The organism is Curtobacterium sp. RM9, assembly GCF_054956955.1.
This window is the reverse complement of record NZ_CM143271.1, coordinates 1,630,049-1,650,900: the sequence shown is the minus strand read 5'-3', so window position 1 is coordinate 1,650,900 and position 20,852 is coordinate 1,630,049. Positions and strand designations below refer to the sequence as shown.

18 protein-coding genes and 5 tRNA genes are annotated in these 20,852 nt (G+C 72.3%); 14 read left to right on the top strand and 9 right to left on the bottom strand.

All coding sequences use genetic code 11. The features are described 5' to 3' along the window. Positions 1 to 158: 158 nt before the first annotated feature. Positions 159 to 230 (bottom strand) — tRNA-Gly (locus ACY3FI_RS07845). Between the two features lie 42 nt (positions 231 to 272). On the opposite strand from ACY3FI_RS07845, the gene ACY3FI_RS07840 reads away from it, so the two are divergent. Further along, positions 273 to 479 carry a hypothetical protein gene (locus ACY3FI_RS07840; RefSeq protein WP_462550223.1) on the top strand — a complete coding sequence of 69 codons (207 nt, stop codon included), beginning with the start codon at positions 273 to 275 and terminating at the stop codon, positions 477 to 479. Between the two features lie 59 nt (positions 480 to 538). On the opposite strand, the gene ACY3FI_RS07835 is transcribed toward ACY3FI_RS07840, so the two are convergent. Next, entirely contained in the window at positions 539 to 1,003 is a 465-nt protein-coding gene (locus ACY3FI_RS07835) for a DUF2231 domain-containing protein (RefSeq protein WP_462550222.1), read from the bottom strand. 193 nt (positions 1,004 to 1,196) lie between these two features. Between ACY3FI_RS07835 and ACY3FI_RS07830 the strand changes: the two genes are divergently transcribed. From ACY3FI_RS07830 to ACY3FI_RS07805, 6 genes are read left to right on the top strand one after another with little or no spacing between them, the layout of a single operon-like run. Next, the gene (locus ACY3FI_RS07830; RefSeq protein WP_462550221.1) at positions 1,197 to 1,877 is read left to right on the top strand and encodes a response regulator transcription factor; all 681 of its coding nucleotides are present in this window, start codon (positions 1,197 to 1,199) and stop codon (positions 1,875 to 1,877) included. Continuing rightward, positions 1,874 to 3,352: a sensor histidine kinase gene (locus ACY3FI_RS07825; protein ID WP_462550220.1), complete on the top strand. Its 1,479-nt coding sequence runs from the start codon at positions 1,874 to 1,876 to the stop codon at positions 3,350 to 3,352. Before ACY3FI_RS07830 ends, ACY3FI_RS07825 begins: the two co-directional genes overlap by 4 nt. Before the next feature lie 12 nt (positions 3,353 to 3,364). Beyond that, on the top strand, positions 3,365 to 4,807 hold the full coding sequence (locus ACY3FI_RS07820; RefSeq protein WP_462550219.1) for a ferredoxin reductase family protein: 1,443 nt from the start codon (positions 3,365 to 3,367) through the stop codon (positions 4,805 to 4,807). Then, positions 4,804 to 5,355 carry an FMN-binding protein gene (locus tag ACY3FI_RS07815; protein ID WP_462550218.1) on the top strand — a complete coding sequence of 184 codons (552 nt, stop codon included), beginning with the start codon at positions 4,804 to 4,806 and terminating at the stop codon, positions 5,353 to 5,355. Before ACY3FI_RS07820 ends, ACY3FI_RS07815 begins: the two co-directional genes overlap by 4 nt. Then, positions 5,352 to 6,116: an FAD:protein FMN transferase gene (locus ACY3FI_RS07810; protein WP_462550217.1), complete on the top strand. Its 765-nt coding sequence runs from the start codon at positions 5,352 to 5,354 to the stop codon at positions 6,114 to 6,116. Before ACY3FI_RS07815 ends, ACY3FI_RS07810 begins: the two co-directional genes overlap by 4 nt. A 56-nt stretch (positions 6,117 to 6,172) precedes the next feature. Beyond that, positions 6,173 to 6,313, top strand: coding sequence for a hypothetical protein (locus ACY3FI_RS07805; RefSeq protein ID WP_462550216.1), 141 nt, complete (start codon positions 6,173 to 6,175; stop codon positions 6,311 to 6,313). Positions 6,314 to 6,326: 13 nt separating this feature from the next. On the opposite strand, the gene ACY3FI_RS07800 is transcribed toward ACY3FI_RS07805, so the two are convergent. Beyond that, positions 6,327 to 6,527 carry a hypothetical protein gene (locus ACY3FI_RS07800; RefSeq protein ID WP_462550215.1) on the bottom strand — a complete coding sequence of 67 codons (201 nt, stop codon included), beginning with the start codon at positions 6,525 to 6,527 and terminating at the stop codon, positions 6,327 to 6,329. 136 nt (positions 6,528 to 6,663) lie between these two features. Here ACY3FI_RS07800 and ACY3FI_RS07795 point away from each other — a divergent pair, with 136 nt between their 5' ends. Beyond that, a complete protein-coding gene (locus tag ACY3FI_RS07795) occupies positions 6,664 to 8,562 on the top strand; it encodes an ABC transporter ATP-binding protein (RefSeq protein WP_462550214.1) in 1,899 nt (632 codons plus the stop codon). A gap of 115 nt (positions 8,563 to 8,677) precedes the next feature. Here ACY3FI_RS07795 and ACY3FI_RS07790 read toward each other — a convergent pair whose 3' ends face one another. From ACY3FI_RS07790 to ACY3FI_RS07775, 4 genes are all read right to left on the bottom strand, one after another. Next, positions 8,678 to 9,457 (bottom strand): alpha/beta fold hydrolase, encoded by a 780-nt coding sequence (locus ACY3FI_RS07790; protein WP_462550213.1) that lies wholly within the window; start codon positions 9,455 to 9,457, stop codon positions 8,678 to 8,680. Between the two features lie 116 nt (positions 9,458 to 9,573). Continuing rightward, a tRNA-Val gene (locus ACY3FI_RS07785) sits at positions 9,574 to 9,648 on the bottom strand. 13 nt (positions 9,649 to 9,661) lie between these two features. Then, positions 9,662 to 9,735: transfer RNA gene (locus tag ACY3FI_RS07780), tRNA-Cys, on the bottom strand. 82 nt (positions 9,736 to 9,817) lie between these two features. Further along, positions 9,818 to 9,889 (bottom strand) — tRNA-Gly (locus ACY3FI_RS07775). 227 nt (positions 9,890 to 10,116) lie between these two features. Between ACY3FI_RS07775 and ACY3FI_RS07770 the strand changes: the two genes are divergently transcribed. From ACY3FI_RS07770 to ACY3FI_RS07750, 5 genes are all read left to right on the top strand, one after another. Then, positions 10,117 to 10,189: transfer RNA gene (locus tag ACY3FI_RS07770), tRNA-Val, on the top strand. Between the two features lie 102 nt (positions 10,190 to 10,291). After that, positions 10,292 to 11,827: a DUF3375 domain-containing protein gene (locus ACY3FI_RS07765; protein ID WP_462550212.1), complete on the top strand. Its 1,536-nt coding sequence runs from the start codon at positions 10,292 to 10,294 to the stop codon at positions 11,825 to 11,827. Continuing rightward, on the top strand, positions 11,824 to 12,660 hold the full coding sequence (locus tag ACY3FI_RS07760) for a DUF4194 domain-containing protein (protein WP_462550211.1): 837 nt from the start codon (positions 11,824 to 11,826) through the stop codon (positions 12,658 to 12,660). The genes ACY3FI_RS07765 and ACY3FI_RS07760 overlap by 4 nt, the downstream gene beginning before the upstream one ends. After that, positions 12,657 to 16,022 (top strand): ATP-binding protein, encoded by a 3,366-nt coding sequence (locus ACY3FI_RS07755; RefSeq protein ID WP_462550210.1) that lies wholly within the window; start codon positions 12,657 to 12,659, stop codon positions 16,020 to 16,022. Before ACY3FI_RS07760 ends, ACY3FI_RS07755 begins: the two co-directional genes overlap by 4 nt. A gap of 168 nt (positions 16,023 to 16,190) precedes the next feature. Next, a complete protein-coding gene (locus tag ACY3FI_RS07750) occupies positions 16,191 to 16,493 on the top strand; it encodes a hypothetical protein (RefSeq protein WP_462550209.1) in 303 nt (100 codons plus the stop codon). 113 nt (positions 16,494 to 16,606) lie between these two features. Here ACY3FI_RS07750 and ACY3FI_RS07745 read toward each other — a convergent pair whose 3' ends face one another. After that, a complete protein-coding gene (locus ACY3FI_RS07745) occupies positions 16,607 to 18,061 on the bottom strand; it encodes a peptide MFS transporter (protein ID WP_462550208.1) in 1,455 nt (484 codons plus the stop codon). A gap of 215 nt (positions 18,062 to 18,276) precedes the next feature. Between ACY3FI_RS07745 and ACY3FI_RS07740 the strand changes: the two genes are divergently transcribed. Beyond that, positions 18,277 to 20,367, top strand: coding sequence for an acyl-CoA dehydrogenase family protein (locus ACY3FI_RS07740; RefSeq protein ID WP_462550207.1), 2,091 nt, complete (start codon positions 18,277 to 18,279; stop codon positions 20,365 to 20,367). A gap of 211 nt (positions 20,368 to 20,578) precedes the next feature. Here ACY3FI_RS07740 and csrA read toward each other — a convergent pair whose 3' ends face one another. Further along, the gene (gene csrA / locus ACY3FI_RS07735) at positions 20,579 to 20,851 is read right to left on the bottom strand and encodes a carbon storage regulator CsrA (protein ID WP_462550206.1); all 273 of its coding nucleotides are present in this window, start codon (positions 20,849 to 20,851) and stop codon (positions 20,579 to 20,581) included. Between the last annotated feature and the right edge of the window lies 1 nt (position 20,852).

The window sequence follows — 20,852 nt, the reverse complement described above, 5'->3', positions numbered from 1 at the left end:
CCCGCGCCCGCGGGGCAGTGCAGCCCCTGCGCCCGGTGTGCGCGGGGACCCGAAGCCTGCGCACCCCGGGCGCGCCGACGACCGACCGGCCCGGCACGTGCTCGACGGAGCGCGAGAACGACGAAGGCCCCGGTCGAGTGACCGGGGCCTGCTGTCCGAGCGGATGACGAGATTCGAACTCGCGACCCTCACCTTGGCAAGGTGATGCGCTACCACTGCGCCACATCCGCGTACGAGACCAGCCTACCAGGCTCCGGGGGTTTGATCGGACCATGAGCTACGTCCACGACAACCCCGGCGGCACCGAGGCGCACGGCGTCGACCTGATCGACGGCGACGACCCGGCGGTCCGCATCCTGGTGCACGGCGACCTGCCGACGACCATCGAGCACGAGGGCCGGACCTGGCTCGCGTCGGGCGAATCGCATGACGACGGAGACCCGTCGGCTCCCCCGATCGCGATCTACCGGCCCGTCTGAGCGGTCCCCAGAGCACGCCGGGGCGCACGGTCGTCGGGCCGACCGCCGTCCCGACGTGCTCAGCCCTTCCAGACGGAGGCCGCCCCTGCCTCCCCGATGACCACGACCTCGACGAGCGAGACGACACCGACCGCGACCAGCAGCACGGGACCGACCAGCCCGACCGCTCGGACGACTCCGCGACTCGTCACCCGGTCGCGAGCGAGCCGGTGCCAGCCCCACCAGAGCACGAGCAGCGCGAACACCGCGACCGACCAGGGCAGCAGGCCGTCCGCGAGCTCGGTGTGCCGCTCCAGCAACGCGGTCTCCCGCTCACGGTGTTCCAGCCACTCCCCCGAGCTCGTCGCCAGCGGGACGGAGACGAGTGCGACGAGTCCGATCAGCGGTGCCCCCAGCGACAGCCACCGGCGCGCGGTCGGCCACACGGCCACGACGACCGCGGTCAGGGCGGCGACGGGCACCGCGACGGTCGTGAGGTGCACGAAGAGGGGGTGGAGCGGGATCCCGTCGAACTGCCAGCGCATGACGCCCTTCCTGGTCACCGCCGACCGGTCCGACGACGTCTGCTCAGACAAGCGCCTGCGCCGCGTCGGCGTCGCCCGACCAGCCGTTCGACGCACTCGGAATTCACTCGAGACCTCACACGCGAGCCGACGCGGCGTGCGCGTCGACCCGGTCGCCGGGCGACGCGGCAGGATGGCGGAGAGGAGGTCGGCGATGGGCAACATCCTGGTGGTGGAGGACGACCCCGACATGGGCGCACTCGTCGCCGCGGGGCTGCGCGCCGAGGGACACACCGTGACGCTCGTCACCGACGGGGTCGAGGCGCTCGTCCGCGCCCGGGCGGAGGACTTCGACGCGGCCGCGATCGACGTCATGCTGCCGGAGATGACCGGGTTCGAGGTGTGCCGACGGCTGCGGCAGATGGGCCAGGACCTCCCGGTCGTGCTCGTGACCGCCCGCGACGCCGTCGACGACCGGGTCTTCGGCCTCGACTCCGGGGCGGACGACTACCTCACGAAGCCGTTCGCGATCGCGGAGCTCAACGCCCGGCTGCGCGCCCACCTCCGACGCCGCGCCGCGGGGACCCCGACGGTGGTGCGTGCCGGCTCGGTGCGGCTGGACACCGTCGCGGTGCGGGCGACCGTCCGTGGTCGAGACCTGCCGCTCAGCGTCAAGGAGTTCTCGCTGCTCCGCTTCCTCCTCCAGGGCGCGCCGGAGCCCCGCACCCGGGCATCGGTGCTCGAGGACGTCTGGGGAAGCAGCGCGCACTTCGACCCGACCATCGTCGACCAGTACGTCAGCTACGTGCGGAAGAAGCTGCAGGCCGCGGGCGCCGACGTGGGCATCCGCACGGTCCGCGGGGTCGGCTACGCCGCCGAGGTGACCCCGTCGTGACGCTCCGGCCGGGCCGGTTGCGCATCCGGACCCGGATCACGCTCGGGAGCGTGCTCGTCGCCCTCGTGGTCCTGGTCGGGGCGTCCGTGGCGCTGCACGTGCAGTTCACGCACGCGATCGCGGCGACGGACCGGTCGCTCGCCGCGGGGGACGTCGCTCCGTTCGTGCAGGACCTCCGGCAGGACCCCGACGAGGTGCCCGACCGTCCGTCCGAGGGCGCCCTCGTCGGGGTCCGGGCGCGGGACGGACGGTGGATCGTCGACACGCTGCCCGGAGCGGTGCGGCGCGCGCTGCCGACCGCCGCACGTGCCGAGGACGACGCAGGCCGCGACGACACGATCGTGGTCCGCGACGGGGACGAGCGCTGGACGGTCGTCGGCGAACGGGTGGCCGACGTCGACGTGTGGGCGGCGCGGGACGCGCGTGCCGGTGCGGAGACCCTGCGTCGCATCGACCGGACGCTCGTCGTCGGCGCCCTGCTCGCCGCCCTCGCCTTCGCGGGCACCGCCTGGCTGCTCACCGGCGCCGCGCTCCGACCGGTGCAGCGCATGCAGCGGACCGCCGACACCCTCGGCACGGACGGCGACGGGCACCTGCCGGTCGGGCCGGTCGAGGACGAGCTCGCCGCCCTCGCCCGGACGCTGAACCGGTTCGTCGACCGGCAGCGCGAGGACGCCGCCCGGGGGCGCCGGATGGTGTCCGACGCGAGCCACGAACTGCGCACCCCGTTGGCCGCCCTCACCGCCCGACTCGAGCTCGCGCACCGCCACCGTGGCGACGCAGTGGCCCTCGAGGCCGAGCTCACCGCCGCCGAGCGGGACACCGCGCGGCTCGCGGCACTCGCGACCTCGCTGCTCGAACTGACCCGCCTCGACGACGCACCGACCGACTCGGAGCGGGCGACGGTCGCCGAGCTCGTCACCGAGGTGATGGCCGCCGTCGACCGCATCCGCTCGCTGCCGGAGGCAGCCGGACGAGACGTCGACCTGCAGACCACGGTCACGGACGACACCGTCGAGCTCCCGATCGGCGTTCCTGCGTTCGCGCGCATCGTCGACAACCTCGCGGCCAACGCCGTCGCCGCGACCGGCCCGGGCGGCGCCGTCCGGCTCACGTTCGACCAACGAGACCGGGAGGTCGTGCTCATCGTGACCGACGAAGGCGCGGGCGTTCCCGAGGGCTTCCTGCCCCGTGCCTTCGAGCGCTTCGCCCGCGCCGACCCGTCGCGCCGCAGTGTGCTCGGCAGCAGCGGACTCGGACTGGCGCTCGTCCGGGGCACCGCCGAGCGCGCCGGTGGGTCCGCCACGCTCCGCAACCGGGCCGACGGGCACGGCGCGGTCGCCGAGGTCCGGCTCCCGGCGTCGCTGGCTCCCCACGCGGCAGAACGCTCGAGATCTCGAACGGAACACTCGTCGCGCTCCGAGCACCGCCCAAGCAGCCGCCTCGACGCTGGAGGCCACCCGGACCCCAGCTGAACAGGACAGGTCATGATCGAGACCGCTCGCCCGGCACCACGACCGCCCGCGCTGCCGACGGCTCCTGCGGTGGAGTCCCTGCCCACGGCCGCACGACGACGAGCCCGCGCCACCCGCCGACGGCTCGTCGGTGCGGACCTCCTCGGCGTCGTCACCTGGACCTCCGCCGCGGTCGCCGTCGCGCTCTGGTTCGTCACGCCGGGATCGCACCACGTGCAGGGTGCCGGTGGCTGGCTCACCGCCGCGGGCATCGTCGCCGGGCTGGTCGGGACCGACCTCGTGCTCGTCATGCTCGTGCTCGCCGCACGGGTCCCGGTGATCGACCGGCTCGTGGGACAGGACCGCGCGATCGAACAGCACCGGGCGCTCGGCAAGCCGGTGCTGTCCCTGCTGCTCGCGCACGGGGTGCTCCTGACCCTCGGGTACGGCGCGAGCGACCGGACGACCCTGTTCGCCACCACCGTGTCGCTGTTCGGCACGCCGGACGTGCCGCTCGCGTACATCGCGCTGGGGCTCTTCGTCGCGGTCGTCGTCACCTCGCTCGTCGCCGTCCGGAAGCGCCTGCCGTACGAGGCCTGGCACGTCGTGCACCTGCTCAGCTACGCGGCCGTGCTCGTCGCCGTCCCGCACATGCTCAACGTCGGCAGCGTCCTCGGTGCGGGCACCTGGCAGCGGGCGTACTGGATCGCGTCGTACGTCGCCGCGTTCGGCCTCGTCGTCGGGTACCGGTTCGTCGCGCCCGTCGTCGTCAGTCTGCGGCACCGGATCCGCGTCGTCGACGTCGAGCCGATCGCTCCCGAGGTGGTGTCGATCCACCTCAGCGGCCGTGACCTCGACCGCCTCGGCGTCCGCGGCGGGCAGTGGGGCGTGTGGCGCTTCTGGACCGGCAGCACCTGGTGGCACGCGCATCCGGTCTCGTTCTCGGCCGTCCCGACCTCCGACCGCGCCCGCATCACCGTGCGTGAGCTCGGCGCCGGGTCCGCTCGGCTCGGACGGATCCGCCCCGGCGCCGCCGTGTCACTGGAGGGCCCCTACGGGCTGTTCACCACCGCAGCGCGCTCGGCGCCGCACCTCGCGCTCGTCGCGTCGGGCATCGGGATCACCCCCGTCCGCGCGCTCCTCGAGGACACCGACCTCCGCCCCGGCGAGGCGACGGTCCTGCTCCGCGGCTCGGACGCCGATCAGCAGTACCTCTGGCACGAGACCGCCGACCTCGCCGCCCGCACCGGGAGTCGGCTGTACGCCATGGTCGGACCCCGTGCCCGATCGGTCACGAGCTGGATGCCCGAGGACGACGTCCAGCGGGGCGTCACCCTCCGGTCGGTGTTCCCCGACCTGCTCGACAGCGACCTCTACGTCTGTGGACCACCGGCGTGGTCGGACCTCGTGGTGCGGGACGCCCGGCTCGCCGGGGTCCCCGAGCACCGCATCCACCAGGAACGGTTCGGCTCGTGAGGGCCCGTGCGGTCGTCGCGGGCGTGCTCTCGTCCGCCGCGGTCCTCGTGATCGCCTGGCAGGTCGGCGGCCAGCCGACCACCACCCTGCCGTCCACCTCGACCGGGACCGCCGGCACGGCCGGTACCGGGTCCGCCGCCGGTACCGACGGAACCAGCACCGGCGGAACCGGCACCGGCGGCTCGACCGGCACCGAGGGGTCGACCGGCACCGACGGTTCCGCGAGCAGCGGGTCGGGCGGGAGCAGCGCCTCCAGTCCGACCAGCCGGGAGGACGGGACCTACACCGGCACGGTCGCCCAGACGCAGTACGGGCCGGTCGAGGTGCGGATCACGGTCAGCGGCGGGCAGCTCACCGACGTCGAGGCCGTGCAGCTCACCGACCGCGACGGCCGCTCGGTCGCGATCAGCCAGCAAGCCGCGCCGATCCTCCGCCAGGAGGCGCTGCAGGCGCAGTCCGCGTCCGTCCAGGCGGTCAGCGGTGCCACCTACACGAGCGAGGGGTACGTGACCTCGCTGCAGTCCGCCCTCGACCAGGCCGCGTCGTGAGCGCCCGCACGGTCGCGACGATGGGGACCGTCGTCTCGCTCCGCGGCGCTGACGAAGCGGCCGTCCGCGAGGTGTCGCGTGTCTTCGCCGCCTACGACCGCACGTACAGCCTGTGGGACGCGGCATCGCCCCTCAGGGCGGTCGCCCGGGGCGACCTCCGCCTCGCCGACACGCCCGAGGAGGTCCGCGAGACCTACGCACTCGCCCTCGAGTGGCGTGACCGCACCGGCGGGGCGTTCACCCCGCACCGCCCCGACGGGGTCGTCGACCTCTCCGGGCTGGTCAAGGCCCTCGCCGCTCGCGACGCCGGCGCGGTCCTCGACCGGTCCGCGCCGACCGGGTCGTGGCTCCTCGACGCCGGCGGCGACGTGCTGGTCCGGGGTGGGTGCGTCGGCGGGCCGTGGACCGTGGGCATCGTGGACCCGGACGACCGGGAGGCGCTCATCGCCGTGGTCCCGCTGGCCCACCCCCGGCGGGCGGTCGCCACGTCGGGCACCGCAGAGCGCGGCGAGCACGTGTGGCGGCGGGCGGCACCCGCCTTCCGGCAGGCGACGGTCGTCGCCGACGACATCGTCACCGCCGACGTCCTGGCGACGGCGATCGTGGCGGGCGACGAGCAGGACCTCGCCCGATGTACCGAGGTCGGCGGAGCCGGCGGCCGTGTCGACGTCCTCGCGTTCGGGGTGGACGGGCGGGTCTGGGCGACACCCGGCATGCGGTCGACGCTGTCGCTGCGCGCTGCTGGTGCGGTCCGCGGCTGACACTCCCGGAAACGCACTTCGCTAGGTCGTCTAGGGAAGTCGTCTACGCTCGTGGCATGAGCGACCACAGCCGGACCGCGGCCGACGACGGACAGTCGTTCGACCTCCAGTCGTTCCTCGACGACTTCGTGTCGACGCTCGAACCGAGGGAGCACGTCGAGGCGGACCTCTCCGGCGGGGAGCAGCGGAGGCCGTAGTCGAGACGTCGGCCTACCAGCCGCGGCGGAACAGGACCTGGAACGTCAACGCCCACGCGACGAGCAGCAGGAGCCCGACGCCGCCGACCCAGCGCATCGTGGGATCGTCGGAGCACACGCCGACGAAGCACAGCAGGGCGAGCAGGCCGGTCCCGATCGCGATCTGCCATCGGTAGCGCACCGTCCAGGTGCGGTCGTCGTCGTCGGTATCCACGGTGGTGATCGTAGGCCGGACAGATCGTCCGTGCTCCAGGGTCCGGTCGAGCCGGCGTTGCTTCCCGGCTCGCGTCCGCTCCCCCACGGTCGCACGTATCCTGGCTGCCGGCTCGACGCCGACGGAAGGAACCGCCATGAGCATGGAAGGCGCAGCCTGGAGCTCGCTCTACAAGATCTCCACCGCGAAGGACGGGCGCGGGTTCTCGCGCGCCACGCTCCGGCGCATCCTGACCTTCGCGGTGCCGTACCGGGCGAAGCTCGTGCTCTTCATCGCGCTCTCCGTGGTCGGCGCGTTCCTCGCGGTCGCGACGCCGGTGCTCGCCGGACAGGTGGTCGACGTCATCGCGGCCCGCGGCGCCGTCGGGACGATCGTCTGGCTGGCCGTGGTCATCGCCCTCGTGGCGGTCGCCGACGCCGGGGTGTCGCTGCTGACCCGCTGGTACTCGGCGCGGATCGGCGAGGGCGTGATCCTGGACCTCCGCACCGCCGTGTTCGACCACGTGCAGAAGATGCCGATCGCGTTCTTCACCCGGACCCGCACGGGCGCCCTCGTGAGCCGACTCAACAACGACGTGATCGGCGCGCAGCAGGCCTTCAGCGGCACGCTGTCCGGCGTCGTCACGAACGTCGTCGCCTTGACGCTCACCCTGATCGTGATGCTGAGCACGTCGTGGCTCGTGACGGTCCTCGCGGTCGTCATGCTGCCGCTCTTCCTCGTCCCCGCGAGGCGGATGGGCGGTCGGCTCGCCGCGCTGCGCCGTGAGGCCGCCGACCACAACGCCGCGATGAGCACGCAGATGACCGAGCGGTTCTCCGCCCCCGGCGCCACGCTCGTGAAGCTGTTCGGGCGGCCGGCCGACGAGTCCGAGGAGTTCCGCGTCCGGGCAGCCCGGGTCCGGGACATCGGTGTCCGGACAGCGATGCTCCAGTTCGTGTTCGTCACCGCGCTGACGCTCGTCGCCGCGCTCGCCCTGGCCCTCGTGTACGGCCTCGGCGGCGCGCTCGCACTCGGCGGGCAGCTGAACACCGGCGACGTCGTCACGCTGGCGCTGCTCCTCACGCGGCTGTACGTGCCACTGACCAGCCTGGCGAACGCACGGGTGGAGATCATGAGCGCGGTCGTCAGCTTCGAGCGGGTCTTCGAGGTGCTCGACCTCCAGCCGCTCATCCAGGAGAAGACCGACGCCGTGGCGGTCCCCGACGGCCCGGTGTCCGTCGAGTTCGACGACGTGCGGTTCGCCTACCCGTCCGCCGACAAGGTGTCCCTGGCCTCGCTCGAGGAGGTCTCCACACTCGACACCCGCGGCGGCGACGAGGTCCTGCACGGCGTCTCGTTCCGGATCGAGCCCGGTCAGACGGTGGCGCTCGTCGGGAGCTCGGGCGCCGGCAAGTCCACGATCGCGCAGCTCCTCGCGCGCCTCTACGACGCCGACAGCGGTGCGGTCCGCCTCGCCGGGACGGACGTCCGCGACGTCACCTTCGAGTCACTGCGCCACACGATGGGCATGGTGACGCAGGACGGACACCTGTTCCACGAGACCATCAGCTCGAACCTGCGCCTCGCGCGTCCGGACGCCACCGACGACCAGGTCTGGGACGCCGTGCGCCGCGCCCGCCTCGAACCGCTCATCCGGTCCCTGCCGGACCAGCTCGAGACGATGGTCGGGGAACGCGGCTACCGCCTGTCCGGCGGGGAGCGCCAGCGGATGACCATCGCGCGGCTCCTGCTCGCCCAGCCGCGCGTCGTCATCCTCGACGAGGCGACGGCGGCACTCGACTCGACCTCCGAGGCGGCGGTGCAGGCCGCGCTCAGCGAGGCGCTCGAGGGGCGGACGGCGATGGTGATCGCGCACCGCCTCTCCACGATCCGGAGCGCCGACCAGATCCTGGTGGTCGAGGACGGCTCCGTCGTGGAGCGTGGCACGCACGACGAGCTCCTGGCGCTCGGTGGTCGGTACGAGGAGCTGCACCGGACGCAGTTCGCGGTGCAGCAGCAGGTGGTGGGGGAAGTCACCACGGTCAGCGAGCGCTAGGACCTGGCGGATCCGACGCCGAGGCCCAGCCCGTCGTCGGAAGGATGCCAGAACGTGTCCGGACGCCCGACCGGCGGCCGCCACAGCGATGACCCCGTCCCCTGCTGACGATTCGCTACCGGTCGATACGCGCCAGCCAGTCGCGAACCAGGGCGGTCGTGATGTCGGGTTGCTCGAGGTGCACGTTGTGTCCAGCGGCGTCGAGGACGACGAAGCTCCCTCGCGGGTAGTGGTCCCGGAGCGCGAGCCCGTCCTCGTACCCGACGACGTCGTCCTGCCGCCCGAACAGATGCAGCGCCGGCGCGGTGAACGGCTCCGGGTGGAGTTCCTCCGGCACAGCGTCCAGTGCGTAGTCGGCGGCGATGCGGTCCATCACCGCCGCGTCAGCGCCTCGGAGACCGGGCAGCACGTACCGCTCGAACGCTGCGAACGCGGCCGCGTCCCGGATGACGCTGACCTCCTCGAACGCTGCTCGCGCGTCACCGGCGGCATCGAGGACGGACGGGTCGGTGTGCAGCACCGTCCGCGGCGGGACGGAACGCTCCGCGTGCTCCGGATGCACGACACCCGCCAGGGTCGCGACACCGAGGACGTGGTCTCGGCGTTCGTGCGCGACGTGTCGGGCGATCATGCCGCCGAACGAGTTGCCGATGACGGCGAACGGCTCGTCCCCGAGGTGGTCGTCGATCTCGGCGAGTACCTCGTCGGCCACGTCGACCGCGCTCTTCGCGGTCGTGGTCCCCGCGACGGCTCCGGCCCATGGCAGGTCGAGGAACACCATCCGCCAGGGCAGGTCCTGCACGGCGTCCGCCAGAGGCAGCATGATGCGGTGGTCCACACCGAATCCGTGGAGAGCGACGAGAGGACGACCAGAACCGAGAACGCGGGCAATCACCCAGCAAGCCTACGAGTCGCCGGTCGCGACAATCGGTCGGCGACCGGCACCATCGCGCTCCACTGCCGCGGCAGTCGGGAAACACGAAAACCCCCGGTTTCCCGGGGGTTTTCTCGTGGTGGGCGATACTGGGATCGAACCAGTGACCTCTTCCGTGTCAGGGAAGCGCGCTACCGCTGCGCCAATCGCCCAGAGGAGTTGAACTGGAGGTGGGGACGGGATTCGAACCCGCGTGGACGGCTTTGCAGGCCGCTGCCTAGCCTCTCGGCCACCCCACCATCGGAGTTCACGTCTCCGTGAGTACCCGAACGGTGGGATACCCTCTGGTGAGTCGTGGAGGTCCGGAGACTCCCACACTCGAGCGGATGACGAGATTCGAACTCGCGACCCTCACCTTGGCAAGGTGATGCGCTACCACTGCGCCACATCCGCATTTCGAAGGACCCTGGGGCCGCTTCTGTCTCTCCGCTGTCGCGGCGACGAGAAGAACTCTATACGAACTCAGCACCATCCACCAAAATCCTTCCCGTTCACCGGGCGTGTCCCCCGGGTTCATGCGGATCGGGCAGCGTCCGGCATCTCCGCCACACCCGGGCGACGCGTCGTGTTCAGCGGACCGCCCGACATCCGCTACTATCGATCCGCACACACAGTGCAGGGGGCGATTGGCGCAGTTGGTAGCGCGCTTCGTTCACACCGAAGAGGTCATCAGTTCGAGTCTGGTATCGCCCACGAGCCCATCCAGGGCCTGAAGAACACCCGAGAAGAGCCCGGCGCCGTCGCGTCGGGCTCTTCTTGTTCCCGTACTGCAACGAACACGACCGCAAGGGCAGCATGACCGACGTCGACCTCGAGTTCGCGCGGGTCCGCTCCGTCCTGGAGCGCCCCACGCTCCGGCTGATGTCGCGTCCCACGAGCGCCGCCGTCCTCGCGGTGTTCCGCACGGTGTTCGACCGCGACGTCCAGTACGTCCCCGCGGACCGGATGCACCTGCAGGTCGAGGAGCACGTCGCCCGGCTGCAGGCCACCGGCGCTCGCGTCCCCGCCAGCGAACAGTCCGACGCGGACACCGAGCACCGCCCGAACGGCCGGGCGCTCTGCCGTGAATGGGTCGCCGCGCAGTGGCTCGTCCGTTCGAACTCCCCCGACGGCGACGAGCAGTACTCCCTGACGAGTCACGCGCTCGAGGCGCTCAGCCTGGTCGACGCCCTCAGTGCCGACCGTGCCCTGATCAGCGAGAGCCGCCTCGCGATGATCGTCGACGCCGTGCACCGGTGGGCTGCCCGCGCCGAACCCGACCCGGAGGTGCAGGTCCGCCGCATCGACGCGCAGATCGCCGAGCTGCAGGCCGAGCGGGACCGGCTGGAGGCCGGCGACGTCGCGACGGTCGACGACGCGCGGATGCGCGACGGCTACACGAACATCTCCGACCTCATCCGGCAGCTGCCGAGCGACTTCAAGCGCGTCGAGGAAGCGGTGGCGACGATGCACCGCTCGATCGTCGAGGACTTCCGGCAGGAGGTCCGCCCGATCGGCGAGATCCTCGACGACTACCTCGCCCGGACGGACGACCTCATGCAGGCGACCCCCGAGGGGCGGGCGTTCGAGGGTGCCTTCGAGCTGCTCCGCGACGACGCGCTGCTCCTGCGCCTCCGCGACGACATCGCGACGATCCTGGCGCACCCGTTCGCGGACTCGCTCGGCGCGGGCGAGCGGCGGGCCTTCCGGAACACGGTCAGCATCCTCCGACAGGGCATCGAGGACGTCCTCGCGCAACGACGACAACTCACCGCGACGCTGCGCGACCAGATCGTCGCGCACGACGTCGTGCGGGACCGTGAGCTCGACGGGGTCCTCCGATCGGTCAACCGCGGGCTCGCCACCTGGATGGACCGCGGCTCCGCGCGCGACCGGCTGCCGATCGGTCTCCTGCCCGCGACGGCCGACGTCGGCACGTTCCGCGAGCGCTTCTACGACCCCGATGCCGAGTCGGTGCCGCCGCCCATCGAGGAACCGGACGACGACGTCTTCGAGGAGCTCGACGTCGACACGCTCCGCCGACACGGCGGTCCCCTGCTCGCCGAGCTCCGGGCGGTCCTCGGCGCCGCGGTGCGCACCGGCGAGCAGGCGTCGAGCGTCGACGCCTTCCACGACCTCCCGGACGAGCAGCGACGACCGGTCGAGCTCTTCGGCCTGGCGCACCTGCTGACCGGCCACGAGGACTTCGAGTCCGCCGCGGCCACGGCGGCGCACCGCACCGTGCGGCCCGACGGCAGCGCGGTCACCTTCCACATGCCGACGGCCGTGCTCACCGACGAGCCGTCCTCCCCCGACACGACCAACGACGAACACGCACAGGAGGCGCGGTGAGCGACACGACGCCGGCACCGGTCGACGAGCCGGTCCCCTACGACGACCCCACCGCCGTCGCGCAGGACGACGAGCGCGACGAGAGCAGCTTCGCCCTCTTCGAGGGCGACGAGGGCCGTCTCGACGACCGCCAGCGCCGCGCCCTGGTGGCGCTGCTGCGCAGCCCGTACGTCAGCGCCCGCACGCACGCCGACGAGTGGCGGGCCGTGCTCGACGCCGAGCACCAGCTCCGCTCGCGACTCAACGACGTGTTCCTCGAACTGCATGTGGACCGCGACCGCGAGGTCGCCTGGAAGCGCCAGGCCCGGTCGGAGAGCCAGCGCCGTACCTTCCCGACGCTGCTCCGTGACGTCCCGTACACGCGCGAGGAGACGATCGTCCTCGTCTACCTCCGGATGCGCCTGCGCGCGGACACCCGACCGGGTCCGGACCAGGTCGTCGTCGACCGGAGCGAGATCCTCGGACACGTGGCCGGTTTCCGTCCGGCGACGTCCACCGACCGGACGCGCGACGAGGGCCGCGTGACGAAGGCGATCGAGCGGCTCGTGACCGCCCGCATCCTCCTGAAGACCTCGGACCCGGACCGCTTCCGCGTGGCGAGCGTCGTCGAGGTGCTCCTGCCGCTCGACCGCCTGCGCGAACTCGACCGCTGGCTGCAGACGAAGGGCATCCTCCGATCGGAGGACGGGGCGTCCGACGACGCGACCGTCCGACCGGAGGACGGCGCGTCGGTGGACGCGGCCCCGGGATCGGGTGACGCGGACGACGCCGGCGATCCGCGCCTCCCGGCCGACGAGACCGACACCGACGACGAAGGCGAGACGGAAGCATGACCGACACCGCGATCGACTCATCCGTCATCCCCGCGCTCTTCGACACCGTCGCGCAGTGGCGCGCGGAGTCGATGCAGGTCGTGAACTGGGGCGGTTTCCACGGCCACCGCCAGGTCGAGCTCTCCGGCACGGCGACCCTCATCTCCGGCGCCTCCGGCACGGGCAAATCCACCCTCATGGACGCCTACCTCGCGGTGATGATGCCGTCCGACGTGCCGTTCAACGGCGCCTCGAACGACGCGACCACGGGGCGGGCCCGGAGCGCCGACCAGCGCAACCTCCTCACGTACCTGCGCGGCAAGGTCGACACCCGGCGCGACCCGGACACCGGCGGGCTGCGCGACGTCAACCTGCGCGGCGACGACCAGGCGACCTGGGGCGCCGCCGCGGTGACCTTCCGCAACGACGACGAGCGCCGGTTCACGGTGCTGCGCGCGTACATCGTGCCGAAGCGCGCGCGGGGCGTCGGCGACATCCAGATGACCATGGCGACGGTCGACGACACGTTCGATCTGCGCCGGCTCGAGGAGTTCGTACCGACGCGGTTCCACCACCTCGAGCTGACCGGACGCGTGCCCGGGCTCGTCATCCGCGACACCTACCAGGAACTCGCCTACACGCTGCAGACCCGGCTCGGGATCGGCGACTCGGGCGGCGGCAACCGGGCGATGCGGCTGCTCGCGCGCATCCAGGCCGGGCAGCACCTGCCGACCGTCGACGCGCTGTACAAGTCCCTCGTGCTCGAGACCCCCGGCACGTACGAGGCGGCGGACCGGGCGCTCGCGCACTTCGCGGCCCTCGACGACGCCTACGAGGCGATGGACACCGAGGAGCGCAAGGTCCGCATCCTCACCCCCATCACCGAGCTGCACCTCGAGATCTCCCGCGCCCGCGCCGCGGCCGAGGCACTCGACGGGATCGCGACCGGAGCCGAGGTCTCGCCGTTCGCGCACTGGACGGCCTCGCGCAAGCGGGCGTTGCTCGACGCCGAGGTGGAACGGAACGGCCGCGAGCGGACCGCCGCGCGCGGTGAGGTCGCCGCCGCCGAGGCCCGCCACGCCGCGGTCGAGATCGAGCTGCGCGACGCCGAGGCGCGGCTCCGCGACCAGGGCGGCAACGCACTCGCCCAGCTCGAGGACCGCATCGACCGTCGGACGCGGGAGCGCGACGCGGTCGTCCGCACCCGGACGGTGTTCGACGAGCGCACCGCCCCGCTCGGGCTCGCGGTGTCCTCCGAGCAGGCGTTCACCGCCGCCCAGCGCACCTCGCACGAGTTCCTCGGCGCGTACGCCGCGTCACGGACCGAGCTCGACGAGCGTCGCGACGCACTGACCCGCGAGGAGTACCCGCTCCTCGACCGCGAGCGGACCCTGCGGCAGGAGCGGCAGTCGCTGGAACACCGGCAGGGCGCGATGCCGCTGCCGATGCACGAGGCGCGTCTCGCGATGGCCCGTGCGGCTGGCATCGACCCGGACGACCTGCCCTTCGTCGCCGAGCTGCTCGACGTGCTGCCCGGCGAGGACCGCTGGCGACCAGCGATCGAGTCCGTGCTCGCACCCGTCGCACGCACGCTGCTCGTCGACGAGGACCGGCTCGCCGCGTTCAGCGCCGCGATCGACGAGCTCCGCCTGCCCGTCCGCATCCAGTTCGAGGGCGTCCCGACCGGGCCGCACCTCGACCTCGACGGCGACCCGGCGATGGTCTCCGGCAAGCTCGCCATCAAGGCGTCACCGTTCAGCACGTGGGTGCGCGAGCGGATCGAGTCCGACCGGATCGACGCCCGCTGTGTCGCGTCCGCCGACGAACTCGGCGGCGGCGGTCGTCGGGTGACGGTGGCCGGACAGCTCCGCGACGGTCGACGTGGCGCACACGGCGACCGACGGCAGTCGAACGTCATCGGCTTCACCAACGAGGCGCGGGTGGCCGCGGTGGAGCAGGAGCTCGCCGCGATCGCGCAGGACCTCGCGACGCTGGAGGCCCGTCGGACCGACGTCGCCCAGGACCTCGCCGCGCTCGACGTCCTCCGCACCGCCCACCAGCACGTGGTCGACGTGACGTGGGACGCGATCGACGTCACGGGCCTCGAGCGCTCCCTCGCGCAGCTCGAGGAGGAGCGGCAGGCGCTGCTCGCCGCCGACGACGGCCTCCGGACGCTCCGCGCCGCGGTCGCCCGCCTCCGGACCGCACTCGACGAGGCCGCCGACCGGCGTGCCGCCGCCCGGCTGTCGGTCACCCGGCTCGAAGAGCGCCACGCGGTGCTCGTCGACGGTCAGGACGCCGCGGCGGAGATCCTGGCGCGCTTCGACGACACCCCGGAGTCCCTGCCCGACGACGAGCAGTCGCGCCTGCTCGCCGAGACCTTCGACGAGGTCGGCGCTCCCGACGGCATCGACGGCTTCGACGACGCCACGCGACGACTGCGACGTCGGCTCGAGGAACGGCTGTCCCAGGCGCTCGACGGTGCGGCATCGGCCTCGAACGCGCTCACCCTGACGTTCCAGCGGTACCAGGACGCGTGGCACGACCCGAACCTCGGCACCGGCGTCGCGTCGTACCCGGACTACCGCGCCATCCTCGACCAGATCGTCGCGACCGGGTTGCACGCCCGACGAGCCGAGTGGCGTCGGCGGCTGTCGCAGTGGAGCGGCGAGGACCTCGTCCCGCTCGCCGGCGCCTTCGACCGCGCGGTGATCGAGATCGAGGAGCGCCTCGAACCGGTCAACGAGATCCTGCGTGAGCTGCCCTTCGGCGCGAACCGCGACCGGCTGAAGATCCAGATCCGCCGCGTCACCCGCGAGGACGTCTCGGCGTTCCGGCGAGAGCTCCGCGCGCTGTCGGCCTCGGTCGACACCGAGCTGACCGACGACGTGCTCGAGACCCGGTTCCGTCGGCTCCGCCGCTTCATGGACGTCATCCGCCCCGAGGCCGACGCACCCCGCGGTCGCACGACCAAGCGCGACGCCGTGCTCGACGTCCGGCGGCACATGGAGATCACGGCCGTGCGGTACGACGTCGACGGCAACGACCTCGGCGTCTACTCGTCCCTCGGGGACAAGTCCGGCGGCGAGACGCAGGAGCTCGTGGCGTTCATCGTCGGCGCGGCGCTGCGCTACCAGCTCGGCGACGAGACCCGGCCCCGGCCGCGGTTCGCCCCGGTGTTCCTCGACGAGGCGTTCATCAAGGCGGACTCGGAGTTCGCCGGGCGTGCCGTGACCGCGTGGCTCCGGCTCGGGTTCCAGCTCGTGGTGAGTGCGCCGCTCGACAAGGTGACGGCCCTGGAACCCTCGATGGAGCGACTGCTGTCCATGCGGAAGCACCCCGAGACGGGCCACTCCTCGATCACCGAGATCGCCCGCGCCTGACACTGCGCCGCCGCCGAGCGGGCGATCTCCGTCACGCTCGGCGGCTCACGGCGACGTCCTCTGCCCGCACGGCGCAGCGCGCGCGGCGTGTCGTGCCCGCTCGGGAAGCCTCGACGCCGCCGGTGCGCCTCCTCGTCGCACGACGTGCCGCTCAGCTACGGTGAGCACGTGTTCGGACGCCGCCGCTCCCCCCGCCCGCAACCCGACGACGCCCGCCCCGGCCTCGGCATCGGCGCCCTCGTGCAGGTCGTCGCGACCGATCGCGGCGGCGAACGCTCGGCCGGCGAACCGATCGGCGTGATCGTGGCTCCCGGTGGCAACCAGCTCGTCGGCTACCCGGGCGTGGGCGAGCCGCTCTCGTGGACGGTCGCGTTCGACGACCCCGTGTACACGGAGGACGGCCGCGGCCCGTTCGAGCGCGCGACCGTCCTCAGTCGTCAGTTGGTGCCGGTCGAGCCGGCAGGCTCCTAGTACTCCTCGGAACCGCTCTTCATCATGGCGGCGACCGCCATGCAGAGCCCGACGCCGCCGAGCACGCCGACGCCGATGATGATTCCTGCGATGAGTTCGAGCATGTCGCCAGGCTACCGGATGCCGCGCATGAGCCGCAGGACGGGCTTCGCGCAGAGGAGCAGGACGACGCCGACGACGACCGCGACGAGTCCGAGCACGGTGAAGTACGGCGCTTCGTCCGTCGGGTCGTAGGAACGCGAGAGCACCCCGGTGACGGCGGTGCCGAGCGAGACGGACAGGAAGAACAGCGCGACCATCTGCGTCTGGAACTTCGGCGGTGCGAGCTTCGTCGCGACGGACTGCCCGACGGGCGAGAGCAGGAGCTCGGCGATCGTGAACACGAGCAGGATCCCGACGAGGGCGAGCAGCGGCGTGCCGTTGCGTCCGGTGCCGGTGAACGGCAGGAAGAGCAGGAACGCAAGGCCCATGATGCCGGTGCCGAGGGCGAACTTCGTCGGGGTGGACGGCTGGCGGTCGCCGAGCTTCGTCCAGACGGCGGCGAACACGCCGGACAGCACGATGATGAAGACCGGGTTGATCGACTGGACCCAGGAGACCGGCATGTCCCAGCCGAAGAGGGACCGGTTGAGCCGCTCGTCGGAGTACACGGTGACGACGGTGAACTGCTGCTGGTACAGCGACCAGAACACCGCACTGCCGATGAACAGCGGGATGAAGGCGAAGACCCGCGACCGCTCGTCACGGGTGAGACCGCTCGACAGGATGACGACGAAGTAGCCGATCGTGGCGAGCACGACGACGGCGACGACGACGGTGGGCAGGTTGCCGACGTTCAGCAGCCCGGTCGTGACGGCGACGACGACCACCACGAGCACGACGGCGACGAGCCCGCCGACGAGCGGCAGCCGACGACGGTCGACGGGGTTCGTGACGTGCCGGACCTGGTCGGGCAGGTGCCGACGACGGATGGCGTACTGCACCAGGCCGGCTGCCATGCCGACGGCGGCGAGCCCGAAGCCGTAGTGGAAGCCGAGCGCGCTCTGCAGCACGCCGGTGAGCAGCGGGCCGAAGAAAGCGCCGAGGTTGACGCCGAGGTAGTACAGCGAGAAGCCGGCGTCGCGGCGCGGGTCGTCGCGGCTGTAGAGCCCGCCGACGATGGTGGTCGCAGTGGCCTTGAGCCCACCGGAGCCGAGTGCGATGAGCACGAGACCGACCCCGACGCCGGTGACCCCGGGCAGGACCGCGAGTGCGACGTGGCCGAGCATGACGACGATCGCGCTGCCGAAGAGCGTGCGGTCGGCGCCGAGCAGCCGGTCGGCGATCCACGCGCCGATGATGGTGAAGAGGTAGACGGCGCCGCCGTAGGCGCCCATGATCCCGCTCGCGATGCCCTTGTCGATCCCCAGGCCGCCCTGCGAGAGCGTGTAGTACATGTAGATGAGGACGATGCCCTGCATCCCGTAGAACGAGAACCGCTCCCAGAGTTCCACCGCGAAGGGTGTGGACAGCTCGAAGGGCTGCCCGAAGAAGGTGCGCTTGCGTGGTGGTGCGGTGGTGCCTGACATGGCCGCAAGTCTGCCCGCCGACCACTGGACGGGCCCAATCGTTGCAGGGTGCTCAGCAATCCTGACCGTGGTGCTTTGGAGGGTTCCCACCACGGGGAACCGCCGGACCCGGGGCACCGTTGTGCCGCGCGGACGGCATCCACGCCAGTGCTCGGGGCAGCGCCGTACGGTGGGGGATGCAACACCGGACATCGCAGTTCAGGAGGACCCCGGACATGGTCGACACCGCACCCGTGCACAGCAGCGAGACGCCGAAGGCCGATGCCCACGGCGACCCGGCAGCGGGCACCCCGACGGGCGGCACGGACACCGACGTGCGCATCGACACGACGCTCCTCGGCGAGCACCTGCTCGGCCGCTGGGCCGAGGACCGCCGCCTGTCGCGGCAGCTCGCGCTCGACCCCGCGATGCACAAGATCGAGGGGCAGTCGCTCGCCGACCACCGCGCCCGCACGCTCGACCAGCTCCAGGTGCTCGTCGACGCCGGTGCGATCCAGCGCCCGTACCCGGTCGAGTTCGGCGGGCAGGACAACCACGGCGGCAACCTCGCGGCGTTCGAGGAACTCGTCACCGCCGACCCGTCGATGCAGATCAAGGCCGGCGTGCAGTGGGGGCTGTTCGCCTCCGCGGTGCACCACCTCGGGACCGAGCGGAACCACCGCGAGTTCCTGCCCGGCATCATCGCCTTCGACGTCCCGGGCTGCTTCGCGATGACCGAGACGGGTCACGGCTCGGACGTGCAGAGCATCGCCACGAGCGCGACCTACGACCCGGAGACGCAGGAGTTCGTCGTCCACACACCGTTCCGTGGTGCGTGGAAGGACTACATCGGCAACGCGGCGCTGCACGGCAAGGCCGCGGTCGTCTTCGCGAAACTGGTCACACAGGGCGTCGACCACGGGGTGCACGCGTTCTACGTGCCGCTCCGCGACGCGGACGGTGCCTTCCTGCCCGGCGTCGGCGGCGAGGACGACGGCGTGAAGGGCGGCCTGAACGGCATCGACAACGGACGGCTGCAATTCGACCACGTCCGGATCCCGCGCACGAACCTGCTCAACCGCTACGGCGACGTCGCCGAGGACGGCACGTACTCCTCCCCGATCGCCTCCCCCGGCCGACGGTTCTTCACGATGCTCGGCACGCTCGTGCAGGGCCGGGTGTCGCTCGACGGCGCCGCGGTCGTCGCGCAGAAGATCGGTCTGCAGATCGCGCTGACGTACGCGGCGCAGCGGCGGCAGTTCCCGACCGGCGACGGCACCGAGGGCGTCCTGCTCGACTACGGCCGCCACCAGCGACGGCTCATCCCCCGCCTGGCGACCGTCTTCGCGCAGTCCTTCGCACACGAGAAGCTGCTCCGGACCTTCGACGACGTGTTCAGCGGACGCCAGGACACCCCGGAGCGTCGCGAGGACCTCGAGACCCAGGCGGCGGCGTTCAAGTCGATGTCGACCTGGTCGGCGCTCGAGACGTTGCAGGAGTGCCGCGAGGCGTGCGGCGGTGCGGGCTTCCTCGCCGAGAACCGTCTCACCGGCCTGCGCGCCGACCTCGACGTCTACGTGACCTTCGAGGGCGACAACACCGTCCTGCTCCAGCTCGTCGGCAAGCGCCTGCTCACCGACTTCCGTGCGAAGGCACCGAAGGACGCGGCGTCCACCGCGCGGTTCGTCGCCGCGCAGGCCGCGACCAAGCTCGCCGACGCGTCCGGCCTCCGGCGCCTCGGGCAGACCGTCGCCGACCGAGGCTCCCTCGCGGCGAGCGTCACCGACCTGCAGGACCCGCGCACGCAGCGCGAGCTCCTCGCCGGACGCGTCGACACGATGGTGACCGAGATCGGGATGCGCCTGGCGACCGCCGGCAAGGACCGTGCCCGCGCGGCACTGCTCCTGAACCGCTCGCAGCACGAGCTCATCGAGGCCGCGAAGGCCCACGCCGAGCTCATGCAGTGGGACGCCTTCACCGACGCCATCGACGAGGTGCCGCAGGGCGACACCCGCCGTGCGCTCGTCTGGCTGCGCGACCTGTTCGCCCTCGGGCTGCTCGAGCAGCACCTCGACTGGCACCTCGTGCACGGTCGGCTCTCGGCGCAGCGGGCCCGAGCGGTCTCGGCGTACATCGACCGCCTGGTGGCGCGCGTCCGTCCGATCGTGCCGCAGCTCCTCGAGTCCTTCGGCTACGAGCCGGGGCACGTCCGCGCGCCGATCGCGCTCGGCGAGGAGCAGGCCCGGCAGGACGAGGCTCGTGCCTGGTTCGCGGCCGAGGCCGCCGCGGGTCGCCTCCCCGAGCAGGAGAAGAAGCCCCGACCGTAGCGACGCACCTCGCTGCGGACGACGCGCCCTGGAGGAACGGGGCGCGTCGTCCGCGTCCGGCACCCGTTCCTTCCCAGAACGCGCGCGATGGCACGTGTGTCCGGGCGTACTCGGTGGAGCGAACAGGCCAGGTACGCCCGGAGACGTCAGGTACGCCCGAAGCGTCAGCGCACGCGCGGGAGCGCGGAGCGCGGGAGCGCGGAGCGCGGGACTAGGCCTGGTCGGTGGGGCGCCCGAGGTCGCCGAGTGCGGCACGGAGGCGCGCCTCGGCGTCGTCTCCCCCGGCGGCGGCGGCGCCGGCGGCAGCGGCCGCCTCGGCGTTCGCCTCGGCCACGGCGCGAACGACCTCCTCGCGCTGGATCTTCACCCCGCGCGGTGCGTCGATGCCGATCCGCACGCCGTCCCCGCGGGCGTCGAGGACCGTGATGACGATGTCGTCACCGACGAGGATGCGCTCGCCGACCTTCCGCGTGAGTACCAGCACC

Bases quoted from the DNA above. Each gene is read 5' to 3' on its own strand.
- ACY3FI_RS07745 (WP_462550208.1), bottom strand. From the start codon at position 18,061: ATGTCAGGCACCACCGCACCACCACGCAAGCGCACCTTCTTCGGGCAG.
- ACY3FI_RS07755 (WP_462550210.1), top strand. From the start codon at position 12,657: ATGACCGACACCGCGATCGACTCATCCGTCATCCCCGCGCTCTTCGAC.
- ACY3FI_RS07835 (WP_462550222.1), bottom strand. From the start codon at position 1,003: ATGCGCTGGCAGTTCGACGGGATCCCGCTCCACCCCCTCTTCGTGCAC.
- ACY3FI_RS07820 (WP_462550219.1), top strand. From the start codon at position 3,365: ATGATCGAGACCGCTCGCCCGGCACCACGACCGCCCGCGCTGCCGACG.
- ACY3FI_RS07795 (WP_462550214.1), top strand. From the start codon at position 6,664: ATGAGCATGGAAGGCGCAGCCTGGAGCTCGCTCTACAAGATCTCCACC.
- ACY3FI_RS07765 (WP_462550212.1), top strand. From the start codon at position 10,292: ATGACCGACGTCGACCTCGAGTTCGCGCGGGTCCGCTCCGTCCTGGAG.
- ACY3FI_RS07740 (WP_462550207.1), top strand. From the start codon at position 18,277: ATGGTCGACACCGCACCCGTGCACAGCAGCGAGACGCCGAAGGCCGAT.
- ACY3FI_RS07830 (WP_462550221.1), top strand. From the start codon at position 1,197: ATGGGCAACATCCTGGTGGTGGAGGACGACCCCGACATGGGCGCACTC.
- ACY3FI_RS07805 (WP_462550216.1), top strand. From the start codon at position 6,173: ATGAGCGACCACAGCCGGACCGCGGCCGACGACGGACAGTCGTTCGAC.
- ACY3FI_RS07840 (WP_462550223.1), top strand. From the start codon at position 273: ATGAGCTACGTCCACGACAACCCCGGCGGCACCGAGGCGCACGGCGTC.